The sequence below is a fragment of the Alcaligenes sp. RM2 genome (assembly GCF_052931795.1).
On sequence record NZ_JBRFIO010000001.1, the window covers coordinates 282,251 to 304,782 of the forward strand.

Genomic DNA, 22,532 nt, shown 5'->3' on the forward strand with positions numbered 1-22,532 from the left:
ATCACTATGGATACTACCTTTAACTTTTCTCTGGCTTTGCCCGAGATCCTGCTCCTGGTTCTGGCTTCGTGTGTGCTGATTTTTGATGCTTTCAGCAAACACAAACAGCGCCACTCGACGTTTGTTCTGAGCCTGTTGACGCTTGCCGTGGTTGCGGCCAGCGTAGCCTGGCAGTGGTCCAAGGGTGTGAGCGGTGTCTCGTTTGGTGGCCTGTTCGTCGCAGACGAGTTGGCGCACTTCCTGAAGCTGCTTTCGTGTGCTGCGGTCGCCGCTACCCTGATCTACGGTCGTGAGTACGCTGAACAGCGCGACATGATGGAACGCGGTGGTGAACTCTACACCCTGACTCTGATGGCCCTGCTGGGCCAGATGATCATGATTTCGGCCAACAGCATGTTGACCGCTTATCTGGGTGTGGAGCTGATGTCCTTTGCGCTGTACGCACTGGTTGCGCTGCGTCGTGAACACCGTCAGTCCATTGAAGCGGCGTTGAAGTACTTCGTTCTGGGTGCGTTGGCATCGGGTATCTTGCTGTACGGTATGTCCATGATTTTTGGCGCTACCGGCCATCTGGAATTCCCACGTATCGCTGAAGTCATCGCTAACGGTCAAGCCGAGCGTCTGGCTCTGGTCTTCGGTGTGGTGTTTGTTGTGGCAGGTCTGGCCTTCAAATTGACGGCTGCTCCTTTCCATATGTGGACACCGGACGTCTATCAAGGCGCTCCTACTACCGTTACCCTGATCATCGGTGCTGCTCCTAAACTGGCTGCTTTTGCCGTAACCATGCGCTTCCTGGTTGAGGCTCTGCACGGTATTGCCGTGGACTGGCAGCCCATGTTGCTGATCATGGCTGTGCTGTCGCTGGCTCTGGGTAACCTGACTGCTATCATGCAAAAGAATCTCAAGCGTATGCTTGCGTATTCGACCATCTCGCACATGGGTTTCATTTTCCTGGGCTTGCTGGCTGGCGTGTTCAATGGCGAGACTCACTCTCAAGCCTACGGTGCTTCGCTGTTCTATGTGGTGATCTACGTTCTGACCACCCTGAGCACTTTCGGTCTGATCCTGATCCTGAGCCGTCGTGGTTTTGAATGCGAAAACATCAGCGACCTGAAGGGCCTGAACCGCCGTAACCCTGGTCTGGCCTTGATCTGGCTGCTATCCATGTTCTCCCTGGCTGGTATTCCTCCGCTGTCCGGCTTTGCTGCCAAGCTGAGTGTTCTGCAAGCTGTGGTGGGTGCGGGCTATGTCTGGCTGGCCGTGTTTGCCGTCATCATGTCCTTGATCGGTGCTTTCTACTACCTGCGTGTCGTGAAGGTTGTTTACTTCGACGAACCTGAAGGTGAAGAGCATCCTGTGGCAACGGGCTTGCTGACCAAGCTGGTCATGCTGGTAAACGGCGTTCTGATTATCGGCCTGGGCGTTTTGCCTGGTGGCTTGATGGACACCTGCATCCGCGTGATTCAGTCTTCCTTGCAGTTTTAAGTAGGTAGCACTATGGACCAAAGCCTTTCCATCTGGGTCTTGATTGTTCTTTCCGTGATTACGGCTAATCTGCCGTTTCTCGTGGAAAAGCCCTTGCTGGTTTTGCCTTGGTCCATGCCGGGCGAGCGCTCAGGCCTCTCGCCCTGGCTGCAGCTGATCGTTGGCCTTGTGTACCTGGCCGTGCTGGCTGCTTTGGGTTTGGGAATCTACACGGTGATTGCCTCCAGCTCTGGCCTGAGCTCCTTGCCAGTCATGTTGGGCAAGTTGTTTTTGGGTCTGGCTTTGGTGGGAGCCATGTTTTACTTTCCGGCCTGGCGCTCCCGCCATCAGAAAGTTTCCAAAGGCTTTTTTTCTCGCCTTCTGGAAGTCTGTGCGTTTTACGGGATTATGGGTGCGTACGGCTTTGCTTTTGAAGCCAGCATCGGTAACCCGTTCAAGCAGACTTGGGTGTTCTACACCATTACCTTTGCTTTATTTTTGGTGATGGCGTACCCCGGCTTTGTGTATCGCTATTTGATGCGTCATCCCAAGGGCAAGTTTGAATAGTGCTGACTGCATGAAAAAACCTCGCAATTTTGCGAGGTTTTTTTTGTCCTGAATGTCTGGGCCATGCCGTCAGCGGCTGGCTTTGACGCATGTGAGGGGCTGCACACCGCGTGTGCAGCCCGCAGAATCGATCAAGGTTTGTCCAGGGGAGCATGGGTAGCGCCAGCCACGCCCAGACGCTTGCAGACGCCCTGAGCCTCTTGGGCGAGAACCAGTGTCAGTTCCTCGGCAGGCAGGGCACGACCCAAGGCAGCGCTTTGTCCGCTCCAGAGGGAACTGAATTCGGTACGGCCTTGTTTTTCGGCTTCGATACGCAGCGGGCTGAGAGCCGAACCCGCATGGGGAAATACCGGAGCGCTGGCACTTAAAGGACCGATTTCATCCATCAGACGAGTGCGGATACTGCGGGCAGGGCGACCGGAGAACAGATTGGTCAAGGCTGTGCTGTCCGAGCGACTATTGGACAGTGCTTCGCGATGCAGTGGAGTGATCTTGGATTCAGGGCAGAACAGGTAGGCCGTGCCAATTTGAGCGGCGCTGGCGCCCAAGGCCAGGGCGGCAGCAATACCGCGTCCATCGGCAATACCACCGGCCGCAATTACGGGAATAGTGACGGCATCGGCAATCTGGGGAACCAAGGACATGGTGCCCACTTGGGTATGCACTTTATCGTCCAGGAATATGCCACGGTGGCCACCGGCTTCCAGACCCTGGGCGATGATGATGTCGGCGCCGTGCTCTTGCAGCCAGACTGCTTCAGCCGTCGTGGTAGCGCTGGACATGATCAGGGCACCGGCTTTTTTCACGCGCTGGACCAGCTCGGGGGAGGGCAGGCCAAAGTGGAAGCTGACGACTTCGGGTTTCAGGTCTTCGACCAATTCTGCATGTTGGCTGGAGAAGGGCGCGCGTGCCGCTTTGGGCAATTCCTGATTGGGGTCCTGGCCGTATTCCTGGTAGTAAGGCATCAGGCGCAGACGCCACTCTTGCAGAGCCTCTGGCTCCAGGCGCAGGTCTTCATGACAAAAGAAGTTCAGATTGATAGGGGCCGATACGGCTTGCCGGAACAAGCCTACTTGTTCCCGAATCTGCTCCGGGCTGAGCATGGCGCAGGCCAGAGAGCCCAGGCCGCCAGCACGAGCAACGGCAATAGCCAGTTCGCTGTCTTGGGCGCCGGCCATAGGGGCTTGAATGATGGGATGTTCGATGTGGAGCAGATCCAGCAAGGTATTGTTGGGCCAGATGTACATGGAGGGCGTCCTCGGTCATTTCGCGATAGCTTTTATCGTAGCAGGATGAGTTCAGGCTGAAAACTGACATTGCGCCTGTTGGCAGGGCCGTGCCGGGGCCGCAGCAGGCTACAATAATCGTCTTTTGGCACAGTGGCTGTGCTGTATTTTCTTGCTTTGTGGACGATCTGATGTCTCATCTCATTCTTCAAGGGCCGCGCCTGGATAGCGCCATCATCGAAAAAATTGCGGCAGTGGTGCAGGCCGATGGAGTGCAGGAGCTGGGTCCTACCGCCGTGCGCCTGCTGGGTGCAGATGCTACGCAACGCGCTGAGGTGCAGGCCCTGTGCAAGACCGGCGCGATGGATTTTGCTTTTCTGGAGCAGATTGATCGCCTGAAAGAAATGCGTGTGCTGGCAATGGACATGGATTCCACGCTGATCAATATCGAGTGTATTGACGAGATCGCCGATATGGCTGGCCGCAAGGAGCAGGTTGCCACAATTACTGAAGCGGCCATGCGCGGCGAAATCAAGGACTTCACCGAGAGTCTGAATCGTCGTGTCGCATTTCTGGAGGGTGTGCCCGTCAGCGATCTGACTCGCGTCTATGAAGAGCGCTTGCAGCCTAACCTGGGTGCAGACCGCTTGATTGCGACGGCCCATGCCCACGGGGTGAAAACTTTGCTGGTGTCGGGGGGCTTCACCTTCTTCACCGAGCGCATGAAAGACCGTTTCAGTCTGAGCTACGCCCACTCCAATACCTTGGAAGTGGTGGACGGCAAACTGACCGGTAAAGTGTTGGGCGCAATTGTAGATGGTCAGGCTAAAGCCCGTTTCCTGCAGGAACTGGCGGCTGAGCTGGGTGCAGGTCCAGAGCAGTGTATTGCGATTGGAGATGGGGCCAATGACTTGCCCATGATGTCCAAGGCCAAGTACTCGGTGGCTTATCGTGCCAAACCGTTGGTGCAGGAGCAAGCCAGCTTTGCCTTGAATCACTCTCCGTTGGATGCCGTGTTGAACTGGTTCCGCCTGGACGTTTGATGTCGGCGGATCGTCAGCCTAGTATGGCGAAAAAATGAAGGTGGGCGCCGCAAACTCAAGGCTTACTTTTCTTTGCGCAAGCTGTTCAAGACATTACGCACGGCTTGAATACGGTTCTTGATTTCCTCGCCTTTGGCAATTTCAACCTTGAGCTTGTCCGGCCCAGCCAGGCGTACCTGCTTGTTCTTTTGCACCAGCTCAATAATGCTGACCGCGTCCACATTGGGCTTGGAGGAAAACTGAATCGTCGCTTGAGCTTCGCTGGCATCGATTTTCACAATACCCAGCGGTTCGGCCTTGATGCGCAAGCGATGCACGGCCAGCAGGTTTTCGCCCGCTTCTGGTAGCAGGCCGTAGCGGTCGATCAGCTCCTCATGGATATGGATCAGGTCGTCTTCGGTACGGGCGTGTGACAGGGCTTTGTAGTGTCCCAGACGGGCATTCACGTCCGGACAATAGTTGGCCGGCAGCAGCGCAGAAGTATGCAGATTCACTTCGCACTGCAAGGCAAAGGGCGAGTCCAGGTCAGGCTCTTCACCCGCTTTCAGGGCTTTGACGGCGGTGTTGAGCATATCCGCATACATGGAATAGCCCACTTCCTGAATGTCGCCGGATTGGGATTCGCCCAGCACTTCACCGGCACCCCGGATTTCCAGATCGTGCATGGCCAGGAAAAAGCCGGCACCCAGTTCTTCCATGGCTTGAATGGCTTCCAGCCGCTTTTTCGCATTGCTGGTGATGGCATCCTCGCCGGGGGTCAGCAGATAGGCATAAGCCTGGTGGTGGGATCGACCCACTCGTCCGCGCAGCTGGTGCAGTTGAGCCAGACCCAGGCGATCCGCACGGTGGATGACGATGGTATTGGCCGTGGGTACATCAATGCCGGTTTCAATAATCGTGGTGCACAGCAGCACGTTGTAGCGCTTCTGGTAGAAGCCCTTCATGACGGTTTCCAGTTCGCGTTCCGGCATTTGGCCGTGGGCCACTGCAATACTGGCTTCCGGCACCAGTTCTTCCAGACGGGCACGGCGGTTGTGAATGGTTTCGACTTCGTTATGCAGGAAGTAGACCTGACCGCCGCGTTTCAATTCGCGCAGCAGTGCTTCGCGTATGGTGCTGCCATCTTCACGACGCACGAAGGTCTTGATCGCCAGACGTTTTTGCGGTGCCGTGGCAATGACGGAAAAGTCCCGTATGCCTTCCAGGGACATGCCCAAGGTGCGTGGAATAGGTGTAGCGGTCAGGGTCAGGATATCGACTTCGGCACGCAGCTGTTTCAAGGCCTCTTTCTGGCGCACACCAAAGCGGTGTTCCTCGTCGATGATGACCAGACCCAGTTGTTTGAAACGCACGTCCGAGGACAGGATTTTGTGCGTACCAATCACAATATCTACGCTGCCATCGCGCAGGCCCGCAATCGCGGCCTGCGTTTCCTTGGTCGAACGGAAGCGGGACAGTTCGGCAACACGGATAGGCCAGTCGGCAAAACGGTCCGAGAAGGTCTGCGCATGTTGCTCGGCCAGCAGAGTGGTTGGGCACAACAGGGCAACCTGTTTGCCATTGGCCACGGCCAGAAAGGCGGCACGCAGGGCGACTTCGGTTTTACCAAAGCCCACATCCCCGCAAACCAGTCGGTCCATAGGCTGGCCTGACGTCATGTCGTTCACGACGGCTTCAATGGCAGCAGCCTGGTCCGGTGTTTCCTCAAAGCCAAACCCTTCGGAGAAGGCTTGATAGTCATTGAGCGGCAGCTTGAACTTGAAGCCTTCACGAGCGGCGCGCTGAGCGTACAGGGCCAGTAATTCCGCAGCGCTGTCACGTGCTTGTTTCGCAGCACGGCGGCGGGCCTTATCCCATTGGCCGGAGCCGAGCTGGTGTAAAGGTGCATGCTCGGGATCAGCACCGCTGTAACGGGCAATCACGTGCAACTGGGCTACGGGCACATATAAAGTGCTGCCTTTGGCGTATTCCAGGTGCAGGAACTCGACCGGGCCTTCGCCCAGGTCCATTTCTTTCAGGCCGCAGTAGCGACCAATCCCGTGCTCGGCGTGAACGACGGGGTCGCCTTCACGTAGCTCGGACAGGTCCCGCACCATGGCTTCCACATCGCTGCTGCGCTCGTTGCGGCGACGGCTGCTTTGGGTGCGAGTCTGGGTGGGGTAAAGGTCGTTTTCAGTCAGCAGGCTCAGGCTGTCATGCACCAAGGCAAAGCCACGTGACAAAGGCGCGACGACCAGGGCAAAAGCCGCGTCTGACTCCAGGAAATCGGCCAGACTCTGGCAGTCTGTTGCGGGTGACAGATCATGTTCACGCAGCATCTGCAGCAGCGTTTCTCGACGACCTGCCGAATCTGCACACAGCACGGTCCGGTTTTTCGGGTCCAGCACTTCTTGCCGCAGTTGAGACAATGGATCCTTGTCGCGTCGGTTTACCGCGACCACAGGCAAAGGCTCGAAATCGGGATGAGCGATAGGCTGGTTGTCAGCCTGGGCGCTCAGGCTCAGGCGGCTGAAAGGCTTGATGCCATTGAAAAACTGCTCGTCTGACAAAAACAGGCTTTCTGGAGGCAGAATCGGGCGTTCACGGTCGTTCTTCAGGAAGGAAAAACGGCTATGAGTATCGCTCTGGAAGCGGCCAATCGCGTTTTGTGCATCCCCGTGAGTAATGACCAGGCTACCTTGGGGCACATAGTCCATCAAGGTGGCCGTTTCTTCAAAGAACAGCGGCAGATAGTATTCAATACCGGCAAAGGCAATGCCATTGCCTACATCTTTATAGGGCAGGGCGCGTGAAGGATCGCCTTCAAAGAACTCGCGAAAACGAGCCCGGAATTGCGTGCGCGCCTCTTCATCCATGGGGAATTCACGGCCGGGTAGCAGCTGGATTTCCTTGACCGGATACAGGCTGCGCTGGGTGTCGATATCAAAGCTGCGTATGCTTTCAATTTCGTTGTCGAACAGGTCCAGACGATAAGGCAGCACTGAACCCATAGGGAACAGGTCAATCAGGCCACCGCGAATGCTGAATTCGCCTGGAGCGCTGACCTGTGTCATATGGGTGTAGTTGGCCAACATCAACTGGGCGCGCAGTTGCGCCTCATCCAGCTCGTCGCCCTGGCGGAATGAGAAGGTGTAGGCGGCCAGAAAGGAGGGCGGTGCCAGACGATACAAGGCGGTGGTGACGGGGACCGTCAGTACATCGACCTCGTGCATGGTCAGGGCATGCAAGGTGCGCAAACGCTCGGAGATCAGATCCTGGTGCGGAGAGAAGCTGTCGTATGGCAGTGTTTCCCAGTCCGGCAGTTGGCGAACGCGCAGGGCGGGGCCAAACAACAGGATCTCCTCGGCCAGCCTTTGGGCCGTCAAGGGATCGGCGCAGAGCACCAGAATAGGCGCTTTATGTTGGCGGGCCAGGTCGGCAATCAGGCAGGCATCACCCGAGCCGGGGGGCATGGGCTGCGAGTAGCGTTGACCGGGGCGTAAGGCAGCCAGCACATCTTGGGTGCTGGGCAGGGACAGGGAGTGCTGTTTTTCGGTTTCCATCAGGATTGTCATTATAAAATCACCCACCTATGAAGACTACCTTGATTGCAATTGTTCCAGCCGCCGGTATTGGCTCGCGCGCCCTGGATTCTGCCACGAAGGCGCAAGGCTTGCCCAAGCAATACCGTTTGCTGGGTGGGCAGCCCATGTTGCGCCGCTCGGTACAGGCTTTGCTGGCTGATGAGCGCATCAGCCAGGTGCGGGTGGCCGTGGCCCCCGGTGATACCTGGGCCGCCGCCGCCCTGGAAGGCTTGCCGCGCACGATTTGTCTGCCTTGTGGTGGAGAAACGCGAGCAGAAACGGTGCTCAATACCTTGCAGAGCCTGGATAAGGACGAACAAGCCTGGGCTCTGGTTCACGACGCTGCTCGTCCCGGTTTGCCCAGGAAGGCTTTGGCGCGCCTGATTGATGCCTGCTTGCAGGCGCAACGCGGTGGCTTGCTGGCTTTACCCGTGCCTGATACCGTCAAGCGCGCAACGCCCGCCGAGCCGGTCGCGGTGCAGGGAACAGTGGACAGAGATGGACTGTGGTTAGCGCAGACTCCCCAGCTGTTTCCTGGCCATACTTTGCGTGAGGCTCTGCTAGCGGCTAAAGAACAGGGTTTTGCGGTGACGGATGAGGCCAGCGCCATGGAGTTGACGGGCAGCCAACCCTTATTGATATTGGGTTCGGCGCGGAATTTTAAAGTCACCTGGCCTGAAGATTTTGAATTGATGGAGAAATGGTTATGAGCATGCCGATTCGCGTAGGACAAGGTTTTGATGTGCATGTGCTGTGCGAAGGCCGGCCTTTGATTCTGGGCGGCGTCACCATTCCGCATACGCATGGCCTGATGGGTCATTCGGATGCCGATGCCTTGCTGCACGCCATTACCGATGCGATTTTGGGGGCGGCGGGTCTGGGAGATATTGGGCGTCACTTTCCGGACACGGACCCAAAATACAAGGGTGCCGATAGTCGAGTGCTGCTGCGTCATGCTTATGAGCAGGTACGCGCGGCGGGCTGGTTGGTAGGCAATGTGGATGCCACGATTCATGCGCAAAAACCCAAGATCGCACCACATGCTCCGGCGATGGTGGCCAATATCGAGGCCGATCTGCAATTGGAACCCGGCAGTGTGAACATCAAGGGTAAAACAAACGAGGCGATCGGTTTTGTGGGACGCCAGGAAGGGATTGCGGTGACCTCAGTCGCCCTGTTGTACCGTGCTTGATCGGCTTGGGACTGAACCCGGCCTTGGGCAAGGGGGGCTATCCCCTGCCTAAGGCTCAAGGTACTCAGATGGCTTTGGTGTCTTTATCGCCTTGCGTTCCAGGTGCATTACGACTGGCACGGATGCGGGGCAATTGAATGCGCGCGGTCAAGCCCTCGGACGGCGCACTGACCAGCTCGAAGTGACCTCCGACTTGTCCCAGCAAACGCTCCACAATAGCTAGTCCCAAGCCTGCGCCACTGACGCCTGTGCGTGCAGAGACGCCGCGCGAGAAGGGGCGCAGCAGGCGCTGGATATCGCCCTTTTCAATACCGGCTCCCTGATCCTTGACGGCAATCACCAGAATATTGCCATGCTGATGCGCCGACAGCTCAATGCGTGCCCGATCATCCTCAGGACTGCGTCCATAGCGACGGGCATTTTCGATCAGGTTGGAGACGATACGCTTCAAGTCGTGAGCGCTGATGCGAGCATACAGATTGGGTTCGACGGAGGCCGTCAAAATTCCACCCAGCGATTCGGTATGCGTGCGTTCGCGTTCGTAGACGTCATTGAGCACGGCGGAAACATCAATGCCATGTTCAGGGACTGCCGTAGCGGGACGGGCGTATTCCATCAACTGACCAATACTGTGGTCAATCTGGGCCAGGTCCTCGTCAATGGCGGCGCGGGTTTCGTCCGAGACCTGGCTTAATTCAATTTCCAGACGCATGCGCGCCAGCGGTGTGCGCAAGTCGTGCGAAATACCGGCCAGCATGATTTCCCTGTCGGCCTCCGTCTGGCGAATGTCGCGCGCCATGCGGTTAAAGGCGATATTCATGTCGCGGATTTCAACCGGACCTTTTTCAGGCAGGGTACTTGGGGTCTCGCCACGGGCCAGTTGCTGAGCCACTTTGGCCAACTGAGCCAAAGGCCGGTTCACAAAACGCACACTGACAGCGGCACCAATCAAGGCCAGCAGCAAGGCGGTAGCGCCCCAGCCAAGCCATTCCACGCCGGCAGTCAGACTTAATTGTTCGCGATCAAAGACCAGCCAATACTGATCTTCATTGATATCAAAGGAAACCCAGATGCCCGGCACGCTGTTGACCGACCACATGATCAAGGTCTGGCTGCCCAGTGCGCCACGCACTTCGGTAGAGACGTGCTGCCAGTAGTTGGAGCGCGGCAGGGGTTCCAGTTCGTCCGTGTTCTCGCGTGGTTGCACGCGCAGACTTTCCTTGGTGGCCAGATCCAGCAACAGGGCAGGGCGTACCGCCGGGGGCGCGTACACCAGGGCCGAGCGGGTGATGCTGACAATGGACGCCACGCGCTGCGCCATTTGGGCTGCGCGTGGGCCTTCTTCCATACTGAAGAATACTTGCAGCCAGGCACCCAGGCTGACGAGCATCAACGCTGCGAGCAATAAAAAAGACCGGCTGAATAAACCCAGCCGGATACTTGAGTTTTTTGTTGCTCGGCGTTGGGCGGCCACGGCGGGCCGCCCTTCTTGCTGACCGGAAGACAAGGTCAGTTACCGCCGTCTGGAACAAAAACGTAGCCCAGACCCCAGACCGTTTGAATGAACACGGGCTTGGAGGCATTGGGTTCGATCAGCTTGCGCAGACGCGAAATCTGCACGTCCAGGCTGCGGTCAAAAGCTTCGTATTCGCGGCCACGCGCCAGTTCCATCAGTTTGTCGCGCGACAAGGGGATCTTGGGATGACGGGCAAACACCTTCAGCACGGAGAACTCGCCCGTTGTGATGGGGACGACTTCGTTGTTGCGTGTCAGTGTTCGTGTGGACAGGTTCAGCACATAGGGGCCGAACTCGATCGATTCATTTTCCTGACTAGGTGCGCCGGGGTGTTCCTCGGTACCACGGCGTCGCAAGATAGCGTTGACACGGGCTAGCAGTTCGCGGGGGTTGAAAGGTTTGATGAGGTAGTCATCGGCGCCCATCTCCAGGCCCACGATACGGTCGATTTCTTCGGCCTTGGCTGTGAGCATGATGATGGGAGTGTTGTCGTGTCCGCCGCGCAGCCGACGACAGATGGACAGGCCATCCTCGCCTGGCAGCATCAGATCCAGTACCAGCAGATCGAAATGCTCGCGTTGCCAGAGTTTGGCCATTTCTTTACCGTCTTCGGCGACGAAAACGTTGAACCCTTGTTCAGACAAGTAGCGGCGCAATAAATCGCGCAGCCGGGGATCGTCGTCAACGACAAGGATTTTGCGGGTGAGGGGGGGGGTCGGCGTATTCATAGCGAAAATGTAACAGGCATCAGAAACCGCGTATAGGGGGGTGTAGAAAAATATTACACATTAAGCGTTTTGTACTATTTATGCGCCTTGCAGCGGATTTGGACTGGCTTCACAGAAGATTATATGGTGGCAAATAGTTTGACAGCCCGGCTTGAGTCAGGTCAAAAAAAGAGCGGCCAGAGGGCAAATACACCCGAAATTCCATGGTGGACTGCTTTGTCCTTGTCCGATCCCAGGGAGCTGCCTATTTTGAGTCTGCTTAAACTAAAATAGCGCGATGGATGCACATATTCTTGCCCTGGAGACTTCCTCCAATCTCTGTGAACTGACCTTGTTGTCTCGCACCCAAGCGGGTATTTCGCTGGTGGAGCTGAGCCACGAGGGGACTGGCGATCATGCCGAACGCCTTTTGCCCATGGCCGAGCAACTGCTGGAGCAGGCCGGTCTGGATAGGCACGCCCTGACGGCGATTGCTTTCGGCCAAGGCCCTGGTGGTTTTACCGGCCTGCGCGTGGCCTGTGGTGTAGCTCAAGGTATGGCTTTTGCTCTGGACCTGCCGGTGCTGCCCGTTTCCTCCTTACTGGCGGCTGCTGCTTGCGGTACGCCGGTAGAAGGCACAGCCTATGTGGTGGCACAGGATGCGCGCATGCAAGAGGTCTACGCGGCTGTCTACTGCTGGGCAGCTGAGAAGTCCTGGTCTGTGCTGCAAGGCCCGGTCTTGCTGGATGCCGCGCAGGTCACTACCTGGATCGCCCGTTTGCAGGCTGAAGGTTTGATCGCAGAGCAGCAGCCTATTCAAGTCGTCGGTGACGCATTGGAGCAGTTTCCTGATCTGGCCCCAGCTGTTCTAGCACAGGGCTGGGAGGTGGGTCAGGCATGGCGTGCAACAGGTGCCAGCGTGGCGCATTTGGCTTTGCATGATCTGGACGAAGGGCGGGGTATCTCCCCGGATCTGGCCATGCCGCTGTATGTGCGCGAGAAAGTCGCTTACACCATTCAGGAGCGTGAGCAGGGCTTGGGTGGAAACCCTGCGGCTCTGGATCAACCTCTACAAATTGAAGCCATGCAGGCCGGGCATGTGTCCGCCGTGCTGGATATTGAGCGTCGTGTGGAAAGCCATCCCTGGACGGCAGGCAACTTCACGGATGCCCTGGGCAATAGCGCGTACTGCTCCCGGATCATTCACAAACAAGGCCAGGTGCAAGGCTATGCCGTTTGGCTGCAAGCTCCCGATATGATTGAGCTTTTGCTGATTGGGGTGGCCCCTGAACAGCAGCGGCGCGGTCTGGCTTGGCAATTGCTGGACGACGGCCTGCAGTGGGCTCGTCAGCATCAACTGGAGCGCGTGGTTCTGGAAGTGCGAGCTTCGAATGCTCCGGCTATCGGCCTGTATCAGAAGTACGGTTTCAAGGCGGATGGCCTGCGTAAAAACTACTATCCGCTAGGCGATGGACTGCGTGAAGACGCGGTCTTGATGAGTCTGAACCTGGCCAGCAGGGCTGGGGCATGATCGATTTTCAGCCTATCTCCCCTCTGCAACGCACCTGGCTTTTGGAGTTGGGGCTGGAGCGTGCTTTTCTGGCGCGTCTGCCGCAGGCACAGCCGCTTGGGCAATCCGCAGCCATAGCAGCAGCCCCTGCGCAAGAGGCTGCAGCGGCCCCGCAGACGGCTCAGTTTGCAGGCCGAAATCTGGATGATGCAGGCAGCCCTGCGCCTGTTTCAGCTCCCGCAGCGGCTACTGATGCCATGTCGGCGCGTGATCAGGCGCTGGCGGTTTTGCGTAAATCCGGCGCTCGACCTGTTGCAGCGGCTCCTGTGGAGGAAGTGGTTCAGCGGCCTGCTGTACTGATTCAGCCCGAAAAAGCCCAGGATATGGCCAGCTTGCTGGAGCAGGTACAGGCTTGTCAGGAATGCGGTTTGCATACGGGCCGCGCTCAAGTGGTATTTGGTTCAGAGCTCTTGTCCGAGCCGGACTGGATGATTATTGGTGAAGCGCCGGGCACCAGCGATGATCGCAGCGCCCAGCCTTTTGATGGCAAAGCCGGTCTGCTTTTGCAAGCCATGCTTAACAGCGCGATTCCTGATGCTTCGGTCTATAAAACGCATCTGGTGAAATGCCGCCCCTTGGGCAACCGTCCACCCACCCAAGAAGAGCTGGCCGCGTGTCGTGCCTTTCTGGATGCACAAATTCGCTTGGTACAGCCCCGTCGCTTGCTGGCCGTTGGCCATTTGGCGGCGGTGGCACTAAGTGGTCGTGATGAAGATCTGGAGGCTTTGCGGGGCCAGGCCCTGACGTATACCGATGCCCAGGGTCGTAGCCTGCCTTTGGTGGTGACTTACCATCCTGCCTCGCTGTTGCTGCGCCCGCAGCACAAAGCCAATGCCTGGCGGGATTTGTCCTTGCTGCGCAAGTTGCAGGGCCAGTCCTGATCTCAGTTCTTGCAGGCGGCTTTTAGCGCTGGGTTGCCTCGTCAGACGTCATCATGGAAAAACACCCCAAAGATTGGATTCAAGTCCAACTTTTGGGGTGTAGTGCCTTTTTGGGGCTGTCCCTTACTTGGCCGTCAAGGCCTGCCCATGACCTTCCTGGCCTATGCAGGCCTCCAGCTCGGGATGCGCGCGTAGATTGGCGTTTTTCCAGATGATGAATACCGTCATCAAGGACGCTACCATCAGGCCAAAGAACACAATGATGTAGTTGATGGGCAAACGCAGCCACAACAGCAGGCTGTACAGCGCCAGCATGAACAGAATGTTCAGCTGTTCATTGAAGTTCTGCACGGCAATGGAATGACCGGCCGACAACATGACGTGGCCACGATGTTGGAGCAGGGCATTCATGGGAACGACGAAAAAGCCGGACAAGCCGCCGATGCCCATCAGCAGGGTGTAGACCGCCCATTTCTCGTGCACCAAAGGCATGAGCAGAACCACAAAGCCCATTGCCACGCCCACTGGCAGAACGGCCAGTGATTTCTTCAAGGGAACGCGGGCCGCAAAAACGGCGCCAAAGACCGTACCCAATGCGGCCACGCCCATCAGAACCGAGGCCTGGTCCAGACGGTAGCCCAGATGCTGAGCGCCCCATTCGATCACAATGAATTGCAGCGTGGCACCGGCACCCCAGAATAAAGTGGTTACTGCCAGCGAGATCTGGCCCAGCTTGTCACGCCACAGAATATGTACGTAGGTACGGAATTCCTTGAGCAGCAGAATGGGGTTCTTTTGTTGGGGCGGGTAGTCGATATTGGTGCGGGGAATCAGCAGGTTGCACAGCGCTGCCGACAGGTAGATAAAGGAAATCAGCAAGATAGCGACTTCGGCACGCGTCTGGGCCAAAGGTGCAATCAGGGGGTGTTCGGCCAGCGAACTGGCGATCGACGGGTTGATCAGAATGCCGCCCAGCACGGTGCCGCCGATGATGGACAGAACGGTCAGCCCTTCAATCCAGCTATTGCCCTTGACCAACTGTTCGGGCTTGAGCATTTCGGTGACGATGCCGTATTTGGCGGGAGAGTAGGCAGCAGCACCGATACCTACCAGGGTGTAGGAGACAAAGACCAGAACCAGCTGCTGGGAGTCGTTCATGCCAAAGTACTGGTGGCAGAACATCAACATACAGCCTATCAGCTTGATGGCATTGGTGGCGAACATCACCCGGCCCTTGGGATACGAGTCGGCAAAGGCCCCTACAAAAGCGGCCAATAGCACGTAGGACAGCGCAAACCACCATTTCATCATGGGGACCATCCAGATAGGTCCGTGCAGGTCAGCGATCAGGGCGATGGCGGCAATCAGCAAGGCATTGTCGGCAACTGACGACAATGCCTGCGCGGCCATGACCAGATAAAATCCTTTATTCAAAATACATCCCGAATACGTGTGCCCACAGGTGCAGTCTCGGGACTGCAGAGCACGAATCAAAGCCAGGTGTCAGGCCTGGGGAGCTTTTTCAAGGCGGCTCCCCATGGTTTTTCTGACCAAGCCTGAGCCGGTGTGAAATTTACGAAGAGAGATGGGGAGCAAGAATAACAGGGACTGCGGGGGCAGTGGTATCAGAAATTCATTGCGGCTATCTGTCTGCGCGGATTTTCTGGCCGGGCGGGCGCTGGCAAAGCGCTATTGTAAATGCCCTGTCTGACACTCTTGTCCTGCTTGCCAAGCAGGGTAAACAGGACTTGACGGCAAGGGGGAGTTTACTGCCTTATCATCCCAGCAGCCGTGCCGTGGTTTTCATTTGTTTTTTGGCGTGTTTTGCTGTGGGTGGCAGGTGCTGCGGTATCATACGACTCGCGGTGCCGGGCAGATCAAGATGCGCCTGTGCGCCTGTTCAAATTGGTCTTTTCTGAGCTGACTTCTACCCTGTGCGTCTAACCCAGATCAAACTAGCTGGTTTCAAATCCTTTGTGGACCCGACCTCCATCCCAACTCCCAGTCAGTTGGTTGGCGTTGTCGGGCCCAACGGCTGTGGAAAATCCAACATCATCGATGCGGTGCGCTGGGTGCTGGGCGAGAGCAAAGCCTCCGAGCTGCGTGGCGAGTCCATGCAGGACGTGATTTTCAATGGCTCCTCGCAACGCAAACCGGCGGGCCGCGCATCGGTTGAGCTGGTTTTCGATAATTCTGAAGGGCGGGCCTCGGGTCAGTGGAGCACCTATGCCGAGATCTCGGTACGGCGTGTCCTGAGCCGGGACGGGACCAGCAGCTACTTTCTGAACAATCAGGCGGTTCGTCGGCGTGATATTCACGACATCTTCCTGGGTACGGGCTTGGGGGCGCGGGGTTACGCCATCATCGGGCAGGGCATGATCAACCGCCTGATTGAAGCCAAGCCGGAAGAACTGCGTGTGTTTCTGGAAGAAGCCGCGGGCGTATCGCGCTACAAGGAGCGTCGTCGCGAAACAGAAAGCCGCTTGCGCGATACCCGTGAAAACCTGCTGCGAGTGGAAGACATTCAAAGAGAACTGGATGCGCAGCTGGAGAAACTGCAGGCGCAGGCCGAAGTGGCACGCCAGTATCGTGACTTGCAGCAAGACGGTGAGCTCAAGCAAAACCTGCTGTGGCTGCTGAAAGAGTCCAATGCACAGAGCGATCAAAAAGCCCGTTTCCTGGCGATTGAACAGGCTCAGACCAAGCTGGAAGAATCCATTGCCGGTTTGCGGCATGCCGAATCCACGTTGGAGTCGCAGCGACAAGCTCATTTACAGGCTGGCGATGCCTTGCATCTGGCGCAAAGCCAGTTGTATGAGGCGGGCTCTCAAGTGTCCAGCCTGGAAGCGGAAATCCGCCACGTGCTGGATTCGCGCAGCCGCATGGCGCAGCGCCGTGAGCAACTGGAACAACAGCAGCATGACTGGATTGAACAACAAGAACATTGCCAGCAAGAACTGGAAAACAGTGAGCAGCAGCGCGAAGAAGCCGCGGTAAAGCTGGAAGAATTACAGATTCTGCTGGAGGAGGCGCAAGGCGCCTTGCCCGATCTGGAGCTGCGTGTACGCGAACAGGCCCAGCGTCGGGACGAAATGCGCATGGCTTTGGCGCGTCTGGAACAGAACTTGGCCCTGGCTGCGCAATCACAGCGTGATGCCGACCGCCAGATTCAAGGCGTGGAGCAGCGTCAGGAGCGCTTGAAACAGGAGTTGCGCGAACTTAATGCTCCGGACCCGGACAATCTGGAGCGCCTGCAAGGCGATCTGAACATGCTGCAAAACCAGTTGCAGCAAGCTCAGGAGCATATGCAGCAACTGGAAGCCCAACTTCCTCGACTGGAAGAGGAGCGCAAGAAGGCGCAGGAGCAAGCCTTGCAAGGCGGGCAGGATATGGCCCGCCTGGAAGCACGTCATCTGGCCTTGAGTCGTTTGCAGGAGGATGTGGCGCGCAAGGGAACTCTGGAACCCTGGCTGGCCAAGCATGGACTGGAGAGCATGAAGCGTCTATGGCAAAGCCTGGGCGTGGAAAAAGGCTGGGAAACAGCGCTGGAGGCTGTGCTGCGCGAGCGCATGACGGCCTTGGAGCTGCGCCGCCTGGATATGGCCGCAGCTTTCGTCAGTGATGCACCACCGGCCCGTTTAAGTTTTTATCAGTTGCCCGAAGCGGGAGCGCCGGCCAAGCCTGTCCTGGATTTACCCTTGTTGACTTCGGTGTTGCGACAGCAAGAGGGTGGCTTGCGCAGCTTGCTGGATAATTGGTTGCACCAGGTTTATGTCTGTCAGGATTTGAAGCAGGCCCTGAGCTTGCGCGATCAACTGACAGATCAAATGGCAATCGTGGTGCGTGACGGCCATTTGGTGGATAAGCACAGCATTCGCTTTTATGCACCCGACTCCGAACAAGCCGGGATGCTGGCACGTCAGCAGGAAATTGCTCATCTGGAGCGCGAGCTGCGCGGCGCTCAACTGATTGTCGATGAACTGGGCCATACCAGCACCCAGGCCGAAATGGCCTTGCAGCAAGTGCGTAACGGCCTGGTTCCGGCCCGAGCCCGCGTGGGCGAGCTGACAGCTCGGATGCACGATGTGCAGCTGGAGCACTCCAAGTTGGCCCAACAGGCGCAGCAGTCGCAAGAGCGTGGTAGCCGCATCAACGAAGAGCTGGAAGAACTGGCGGTACAGCGCGAAGAGCTGCAGGCGAACCGCGAGGAATTCGAGGCCCGCTTTGAAACGCTGGATGTAGAGCTGGCTGAACATCAGGGCGTGTTTGCCGAAGCGCAGATGGAAGGCGAGAAGGGCGCTGAACAGGCAGAACAGGCCCGTCGTACCGTACACGAGCGTGAGCGCGCCGTGCATGATGCCCAGTTTGCCGAGCGTGCTTTGGTGCAGCGCATGGCCGAACTGCAGCGCAATCTGGCCCTGGCGCAGGAGCAGGCACAACGCACAGCCGGTCAGCTGGAAGGTTTGCAAGGCGAACTGCTGGATCTGGATGCTTCCGCTGCACAAGCCGGTTTGCAAGATGCCCTGGAGTTGCGTGCCGAACGTGAAGAAGCCGTTCGTCTGGCAAAAATTCAACTCGATACGCTGGCTGCCCAATTGCGTGAGCATGAACAGGCTCGTGCCGAGAACGAAAAGAATCTGGCACCCTTGCGCGAGCAAGTCACTGAATTGCAGTTGCAGGAACAAGCGTCGCGTCTGGCGGTCGAACAGTTTGCTGAACAGCTGGACAGCAGAAAGGTGAACCGTTCCGAACTGTGGAGCTTGTTACAGGAAAAGACACCGGAATGGCAGCGTGTGGGCTGGTTGCAGTCTGAAGTGCAGCGTATCTCGCGCCAGATTGAAGGCCTGGGTCCGGTGAACCTGGCGGCCCTTGAGGAGCTGACTACGGCCCAGGAACGCAAGACCTATCTGGATGCTCAGCATAAAGATTTGAGTGATGCCATCGAGACCCTGGAAGATGCAATTCGCAAGATTGACCGCGAGACGCGCCAGTTGCTCATGGAAACATTCAACATCGTTAATCAGCACTTTGGCGAGCTTTTCCCAAGGCTATTTGGTGGTGGAGAGGCTAAACTGACGATGGTGGGCGATGAAGTGCTGGAAGCTGGGGTGCAGGTCATGGCTCAGCCACCAGGCAAGCGCAATAGCACGATTCATTTGCTCTCTGGTGGTGAAAAGGCATTGACAGCGACAGCGCTGGTTTTTGCCTTCTTCAAGCTCAATCCCGCGCCCTTTTGTTTGCTGGACGAGGTGGATGCGCCACTGGATGATGCGAATACCGAACGCTATGCCAATCTGGTGGCCAGCATGAGTGATCAAACCCAGTTTTTATTTATTTCTCACAATAAAATTGCCATGCAGATGGCCAAACAACTGATCGGGGTCACCATGCAAGAGCAAGGTGTATCCCGAATTGTGGCAGTGGACGTAGACGCTGCCATGCAAATGAGCAGTGTGTAAGCCTGTTTTTTTTAATCCGCTAGTGTTGATTCGACGGAACTGACAATGAGTGATTTGCAAATCGCACTGATTTTATTGGGCATTTTGCTCATCTTGCTCGTGGTGGTCTTTAACTGGTGGCAAGACCGCCGAGTGCGCCAGCAGATGCAAAGCCAATTCCCGGATGGGGATACCGATCCCTTGATGAGCCAGCTCACCGAGCTGGAACGCCGCGAGCCCAGCATGACGCGTGGCGGCGATTCTGCGTCTGCTGACGGTGAGCACGATGCGGCCGAGGCCGACTGCACGACCGAGGCCGTTATCGATATCAGTTTCAGCCAGCCCGTGGATGCTCAGGATCTGGCTCAGGCCTTGCAATCGGTATCGCGTACCGGTGCCAAGCCTGTGCGTTATTTTGCGGAATGCGAAGGGGGCGGTCATCGTGCTCGCCTGCGTTCGGGCGAGTCCTACGCCAGCATGCAGATTGCCGTTTTGCTGGCCAACCGTAGTGGCCCCTTGTCGGCGATCGAGTGGTCGCAGGTCTGGATGGCTGCGCAAGCGCTGGCACAGCAGTTTGATGGTTCGGTAGAAGGTCCGGAACAGGATGATGTGCTGCGTCGTGCGGCTGCCCTGGATAATACCTGCGCTGATCTGGATGCCCTGGTGGGCGTGTCGGTGCGCTTGCCTGGCCCCATGCCTGCCTCGTCCGTGATTCAAATGGTCAAGGATGCCGGTTTTCTGCCCTTTGGCCAGCAACTGGCCTGGTTGGCAGATTCGGGGCAACCCCGTTTCACCGCCATGTTCGATGGTGTCCAGCCTAAAGATATTCAGTCGGCCAGCATTGAGCGTATCGACTTGCTGCTGGATTTGCCCAACAGCCCGGCGGACGATCATGCCTTCAGCCGCATGGCAACGGTGGCCCGTGATCTGGCCAGCCGTCTGGACGGCGTGGTGCTGGATGATCAAGGTCGCCCCTTGCCCGAGAGCACCGACCAAAACATTGATGAACAACTAAGTAATCTGTACGAACGCCTGGAGCAGGCTGGCTTTACAGCAGGCCAGGAACGTACAGGCAGGATTTTTTCGTGAGCTTGAAGCGAGTACAGCAGTTACATGAAGAACTGGCCCAGCATAACTGGGCCTATTACGTTCAGGATGCGCCCAGCATTTCGGACGCGCAATACGACGCATTGATGAACGAGCTGCTGGCGCTGGAAGCCGAGCACCCGGAATGGATTACTCCGGACTCGCCCACACAGCGTGTGGGTGCAGCGCCACTGGACGGTTTTGATACGGTTCAGCACGCTGTCCCCATGCTGTCCTTGGGTAATGCCTTTGATGCTGAAGAAGTTCAGGCCTTTGACAAGCGTGTCGCCGATACCCTGGTCGAGGCAGGTGTGGTGGGACTGGACCGTCGGGTAGATTATCTGGCCGAATACAAGTTTGACGGCCTGGCGATCAGCTTGCGCTATGAGCAAGGCCTGTTGGTACAGGCATCGACTCGCGGTGATGGCACCACGGGCGAGGACGTCACCAGCAATATTCGCACCATCAAGTCCATTCCTCTGCGCTTGCGTGGCGATGCGGCACGATTGCCCGCCGTGCTGGAGGTGCGAGGCGAGGTTCTGATGAACCGGGCGGACTTTGAGCGCTTGAACGAGAACCAGACCAAGCGTGGCGAGAAAGTATTTGTGAATCCGCGCAATGCGGCCGCAGGCAGCTTGCGTCAGCTGGACCCGAAAATAACTGCCAAACGGCCTTTGCGCTTTTTTGCCTATGGTTGGGGTCAGGTCAGTCCCATGCCTGCTGCGAATCAGCCACAAAGTGCCTTGTTTGCGGAACCCGCTGGCGAGGCACTGCCCCGTGATACTCAATCGGGCATGATGGACTGGCTGGAAAGCCTGGGTATGCCCTTGAGCCGCGACCGTAAAGTCGTGAAGGGCGTGCAGGGCTTGCTGGATTTCTACGGTGAAACCCAGCAACGTCGTCCCGGTTTGCCCTTTGAAATTGACGGTGTGGTCTACAAGGTCAACTCTTTGGCTGCGCAGCGTGTTCTGGGCTATGTGGCCCGTGCGCCGCGCTTTGCCGTTGCTCATAAGTTCCCCGCGCAAGAAGAAATGACGCGTGTGGAGAGTATCGAGTTCCAAGTAGGCCGTACCGGGGTTGTCACACCCGTCGCACGTTTGAAGCCGGTGTTTGTGGGCGGTGTCACAGTCACTAATGCCACGCTGCATAACGAAGACGAAGTGCGTCGCAAAGATGTGCGAGCGGGCGATACCGTCGTGGTACGCCGTGCTGGTGATGTGATCCCTGAAGTGGTTGCTGTGGTGTTGGAGCAGCGCCCCGAGAGCAGCGTGCCTTTCGAGATGGTCAAGGAGTGTCCCGCTTGTCAGTCGGCACTGGAGCGTCTGGAAGGGGAGTCTGCCTGGCGTTGTACTGGTGGTCTGATTTGTCCTGCCCAGCGCAAGCAAACCCTGATTCACGCCGCCAGCCGTAAAGCGCTGGATATTGAAGGCTTGGGTGAAAAGCTGGTGGATCAGTTGGTGGAAACCGGGCTGGTGCATACCTTGGCCGATATCTTCAAGCTGCAAGTCGAAAAGTTGGTGCTACTGGAGCGTATGGGACGCAAATCGGCCGAGAATCTGATCGAGGCGATTGATAAGGTGCGCGAGCCGGCTTTGAATCGCTTGATTTACGCCTTGGGCATTCGCCATGTGGGTGAGACCACGGCGCGCGATCTGGCACAGCATTTTGGCTCCTTGCAGGCATTGGAGCAGGCTGATGAAGAAGCGCTGCTGCAAGTCAATGAGGTGGGCCCGGTTGTAGCAGCTTCCGTACGGCACTTTTTCCAGGAGCCGCATAATCGGGAGGCCCTGGATGCGCTGCTGGCGGCTGGGGTCACACCTCAACAGGCGCAAGCCCGCGCCAATAGCGCTAATCTGCCGCTGGCGGGCAAAACGGTGGTCATTACGGGTACGCTACCCAGCATGAGCCGGGACGAAGCTACACGCCGTGTATTGGAAGCAGGGGGCAAGGCCAGTGGCTCGGTCTCCAAAAAGACCGCCTATGTGCTGGCAGGTGCAGAGGCGGGTTCCAAGCTGACCAAGGCGCAGGAGTTGGGCGTGACTATTCTGGACGAAGCCCAGTTCCTGGCTTTACTGGCGGGTGAATAGCGCAGGGGGAAGAAGTGAAGTTCTGCCACCTTGCAGGCTTAGCTTTTTTGCCAAGAGTCTATGAGTCAGCAGGATATTTGCTCTGGTAGCTATTTTTCGACTTTTAGGCAGTGCGCTAAGCACGCACTGCCTTTTGTTTTAATGCGCGTTGAATAGTCCTGGTGGTGGTTCAGCAGTGATCTGGGCTTTTAA

Annotated in this window: 15 protein-coding genes; 10 read left to right on the forward strand and 5 right to left on the reverse strand. The window is 57.3% G+C overall.

Features of this window, described 5'->3' with window-relative positions:
• The first annotated feature begins 6 nt into the window (after positions 1-6).
• Both nuoN and ACU6HM_RS01285 read left to right on the forward strand, forming a co-directional pair.
• Positions 7-1,485 (forward strand): NADH-quinone oxidoreductase subunit NuoN, encoded by a 1,479-nt coding sequence (gene nuoN / locus ACU6HM_RS01280; protein WP_009456673.1) that lies wholly within the window; start codon positions 7-9, stop codon positions 1,483-1,485.
• A gap of 12 nt (positions 1,486-1,497) precedes the next feature.
• Complete coding sequence (locus ACU6HM_RS01285; RefSeq protein ID WP_446763261.1) at positions 1,498-2,031, forward strand: DUF2818 family protein; 534 nt, start codon at positions 1,498-1,500, stop codon at positions 2,029-2,031.
• A 131-nt stretch (positions 2,032-2,162) separates the two neighbouring features.
• Here the strand turns inward: ACU6HM_RS01285 and ACU6HM_RS01290 are convergent, their stop codons facing one another.
• Positions 2,163-3,278: an NAD(P)H-dependent flavin oxidoreductase gene (locus ACU6HM_RS01290; RefSeq protein WP_009456671.1), complete on the reverse strand. Its 1,116-nt coding sequence runs from the start codon at positions 3,276-3,278 to the stop codon at positions 2,163-2,165.
• A 170-nt stretch (positions 3,279-3,448) separates the two neighbouring features.
• Here ACU6HM_RS01290 and serB point away from each other — a divergent pair, with 170 nt between their 5' ends.
• A complete protein-coding gene (gene serB / locus ACU6HM_RS01295) occupies positions 3,449-4,300 on the forward strand; it encodes a phosphoserine phosphatase SerB (RefSeq protein WP_446763262.1) in 852 nt (283 codons plus the stop codon).
• A 62-nt stretch (positions 4,301-4,362) separates the two neighbouring features.
• On the opposite strand, the gene mfd is transcribed toward serB, so the two are convergent.
• Entirely contained in the window at positions 4,363-7,854 is a 3,492-nt protein-coding gene (gene mfd / locus ACU6HM_RS01300; protein ID WP_446763263.1) for a transcription-repair coupling factor, read from the reverse strand.
• A gap of 17 nt (positions 7,855-7,871) precedes the next feature.
• Between mfd and ispD the strand changes: the two genes are divergently transcribed.
• Both ispD and ispF read left to right on the forward strand, forming a co-directional pair.
• On the forward strand, positions 7,872-8,573 hold the full coding sequence (ispD, locus tag ACU6HM_RS01305; RefSeq protein ID WP_446763264.1) for a 2-C-methyl-D-erythritol 4-phosphate cytidylyltransferase: 702 nt from the start codon (positions 7,872-7,874) through the stop codon (positions 8,571-8,573).
• Positions 8,570-9,055 carry a 2-C-methyl-D-erythritol 2,4-cyclodiphosphate synthase gene (ispF, locus tag ACU6HM_RS01310; protein ID WP_021446886.1) on the forward strand — a complete coding sequence of 162 codons (486 nt, stop codon included), beginning with the start codon at positions 8,570-8,572 and terminating at the stop codon, positions 9,053-9,055. The genes ispD and ispF overlap by 4 nt, the downstream gene beginning before the upstream one ends.
• Before the next feature lie 64 nt (positions 9,056-9,119).
• On the opposite strand, the gene ACU6HM_RS01315 is transcribed toward ispF, so the two are convergent.
• Complete coding sequence (locus tag ACU6HM_RS01315; protein WP_009456663.1) at positions 9,120-10,445, reverse strand: sensor histidine kinase; 1,326 nt, start codon at positions 10,443-10,445, stop codon at positions 9,120-9,122.
• Positions 10,446-10,564: 119 nt separating this feature from the next.
• Complete coding sequence (gene ompR, locus ACU6HM_RS01320; RefSeq protein WP_003801024.1) at positions 10,565-11,299, reverse strand: osmolarity response regulator transcription factor OmpR; 735 nt, start codon at positions 11,297-11,299, stop codon at positions 10,565-10,567.
• Positions 11,300-11,576: 277 nt separating this feature from the next.
• On the opposite strand from ompR, the gene tsaB reads away from it, so the two are divergent.
• Together tsaB and ACU6HM_RS01330 are read left to right on the forward strand one after the other, a co-directional pair.
• Positions 11,577-12,809 (forward strand): tRNA (adenosine(37)-N6)-threonylcarbamoyltransferase complex dimerization subunit type 1 TsaB, encoded by a 1,233-nt coding sequence (gene tsaB / locus ACU6HM_RS01325; protein WP_446763265.1) that lies wholly within the window; start codon positions 11,577-11,579, stop codon positions 12,807-12,809.
• Complete coding sequence (locus ACU6HM_RS01330) at positions 12,806-13,729, forward strand: uracil-DNA glycosylase (protein WP_446763266.1); 924 nt, start codon at positions 12,806-12,808, stop codon at positions 13,727-13,729. The genes tsaB and ACU6HM_RS01330 overlap by 4 nt, the downstream gene beginning before the upstream one ends.
• Before the next feature lie 123 nt (positions 13,730-13,852).
• On the opposite strand, the gene lplT is transcribed toward ACU6HM_RS01330, so the two are convergent.
• Positions 13,853-15,163: a lysophospholipid transporter LplT gene (gene lplT, locus ACU6HM_RS01335; RefSeq protein ID WP_060186478.1), complete on the reverse strand. Its 1,311-nt coding sequence runs from the start codon at positions 15,161-15,163 to the stop codon at positions 13,853-13,855.
• A 500-nt stretch (positions 15,164-15,663) separates the two neighbouring features.
• On the opposite strand from lplT, the gene smc reads away from it, so the two are divergent.
• Genes smc through ligA form a run of 3 tightly spaced genes read left to right on the forward strand, consistent with a single transcriptional unit; the run spans position 15,664 to position 22,340 of the window.
• On the forward strand, positions 15,664-19,188 hold the full coding sequence (gene smc, locus ACU6HM_RS01340; protein WP_446763267.1) for a chromosome segregation protein SMC: 3,525 nt from the start codon (positions 15,664-15,666) through the stop codon (positions 19,186-19,188).
• A gap of 45 nt (positions 19,189-19,233) precedes the next feature.
• Positions 19,234-20,256 carry a cell division protein ZipA C-terminal FtsZ-binding domain-containing protein gene (locus ACU6HM_RS01345; RefSeq protein WP_021446882.1) on the forward strand — a complete coding sequence of 341 codons (1,023 nt, stop codon included), beginning with the start codon at positions 19,234-19,236 and terminating at the stop codon, positions 20,254-20,256.
• Positions 20,253-22,340 carry an NAD-dependent DNA ligase LigA gene (gene ligA, locus ACU6HM_RS01350; RefSeq protein WP_446763268.1) on the forward strand — a complete coding sequence of 696 codons (2,088 nt, stop codon included), beginning with the start codon at positions 20,253-20,255 and terminating at the stop codon, positions 22,338-22,340. Before ACU6HM_RS01345 ends, ligA begins: the two co-directional genes overlap by 4 nt.
• The last annotated feature ends 192 nt before the right edge of the window (positions 22,341-22,532 follow it).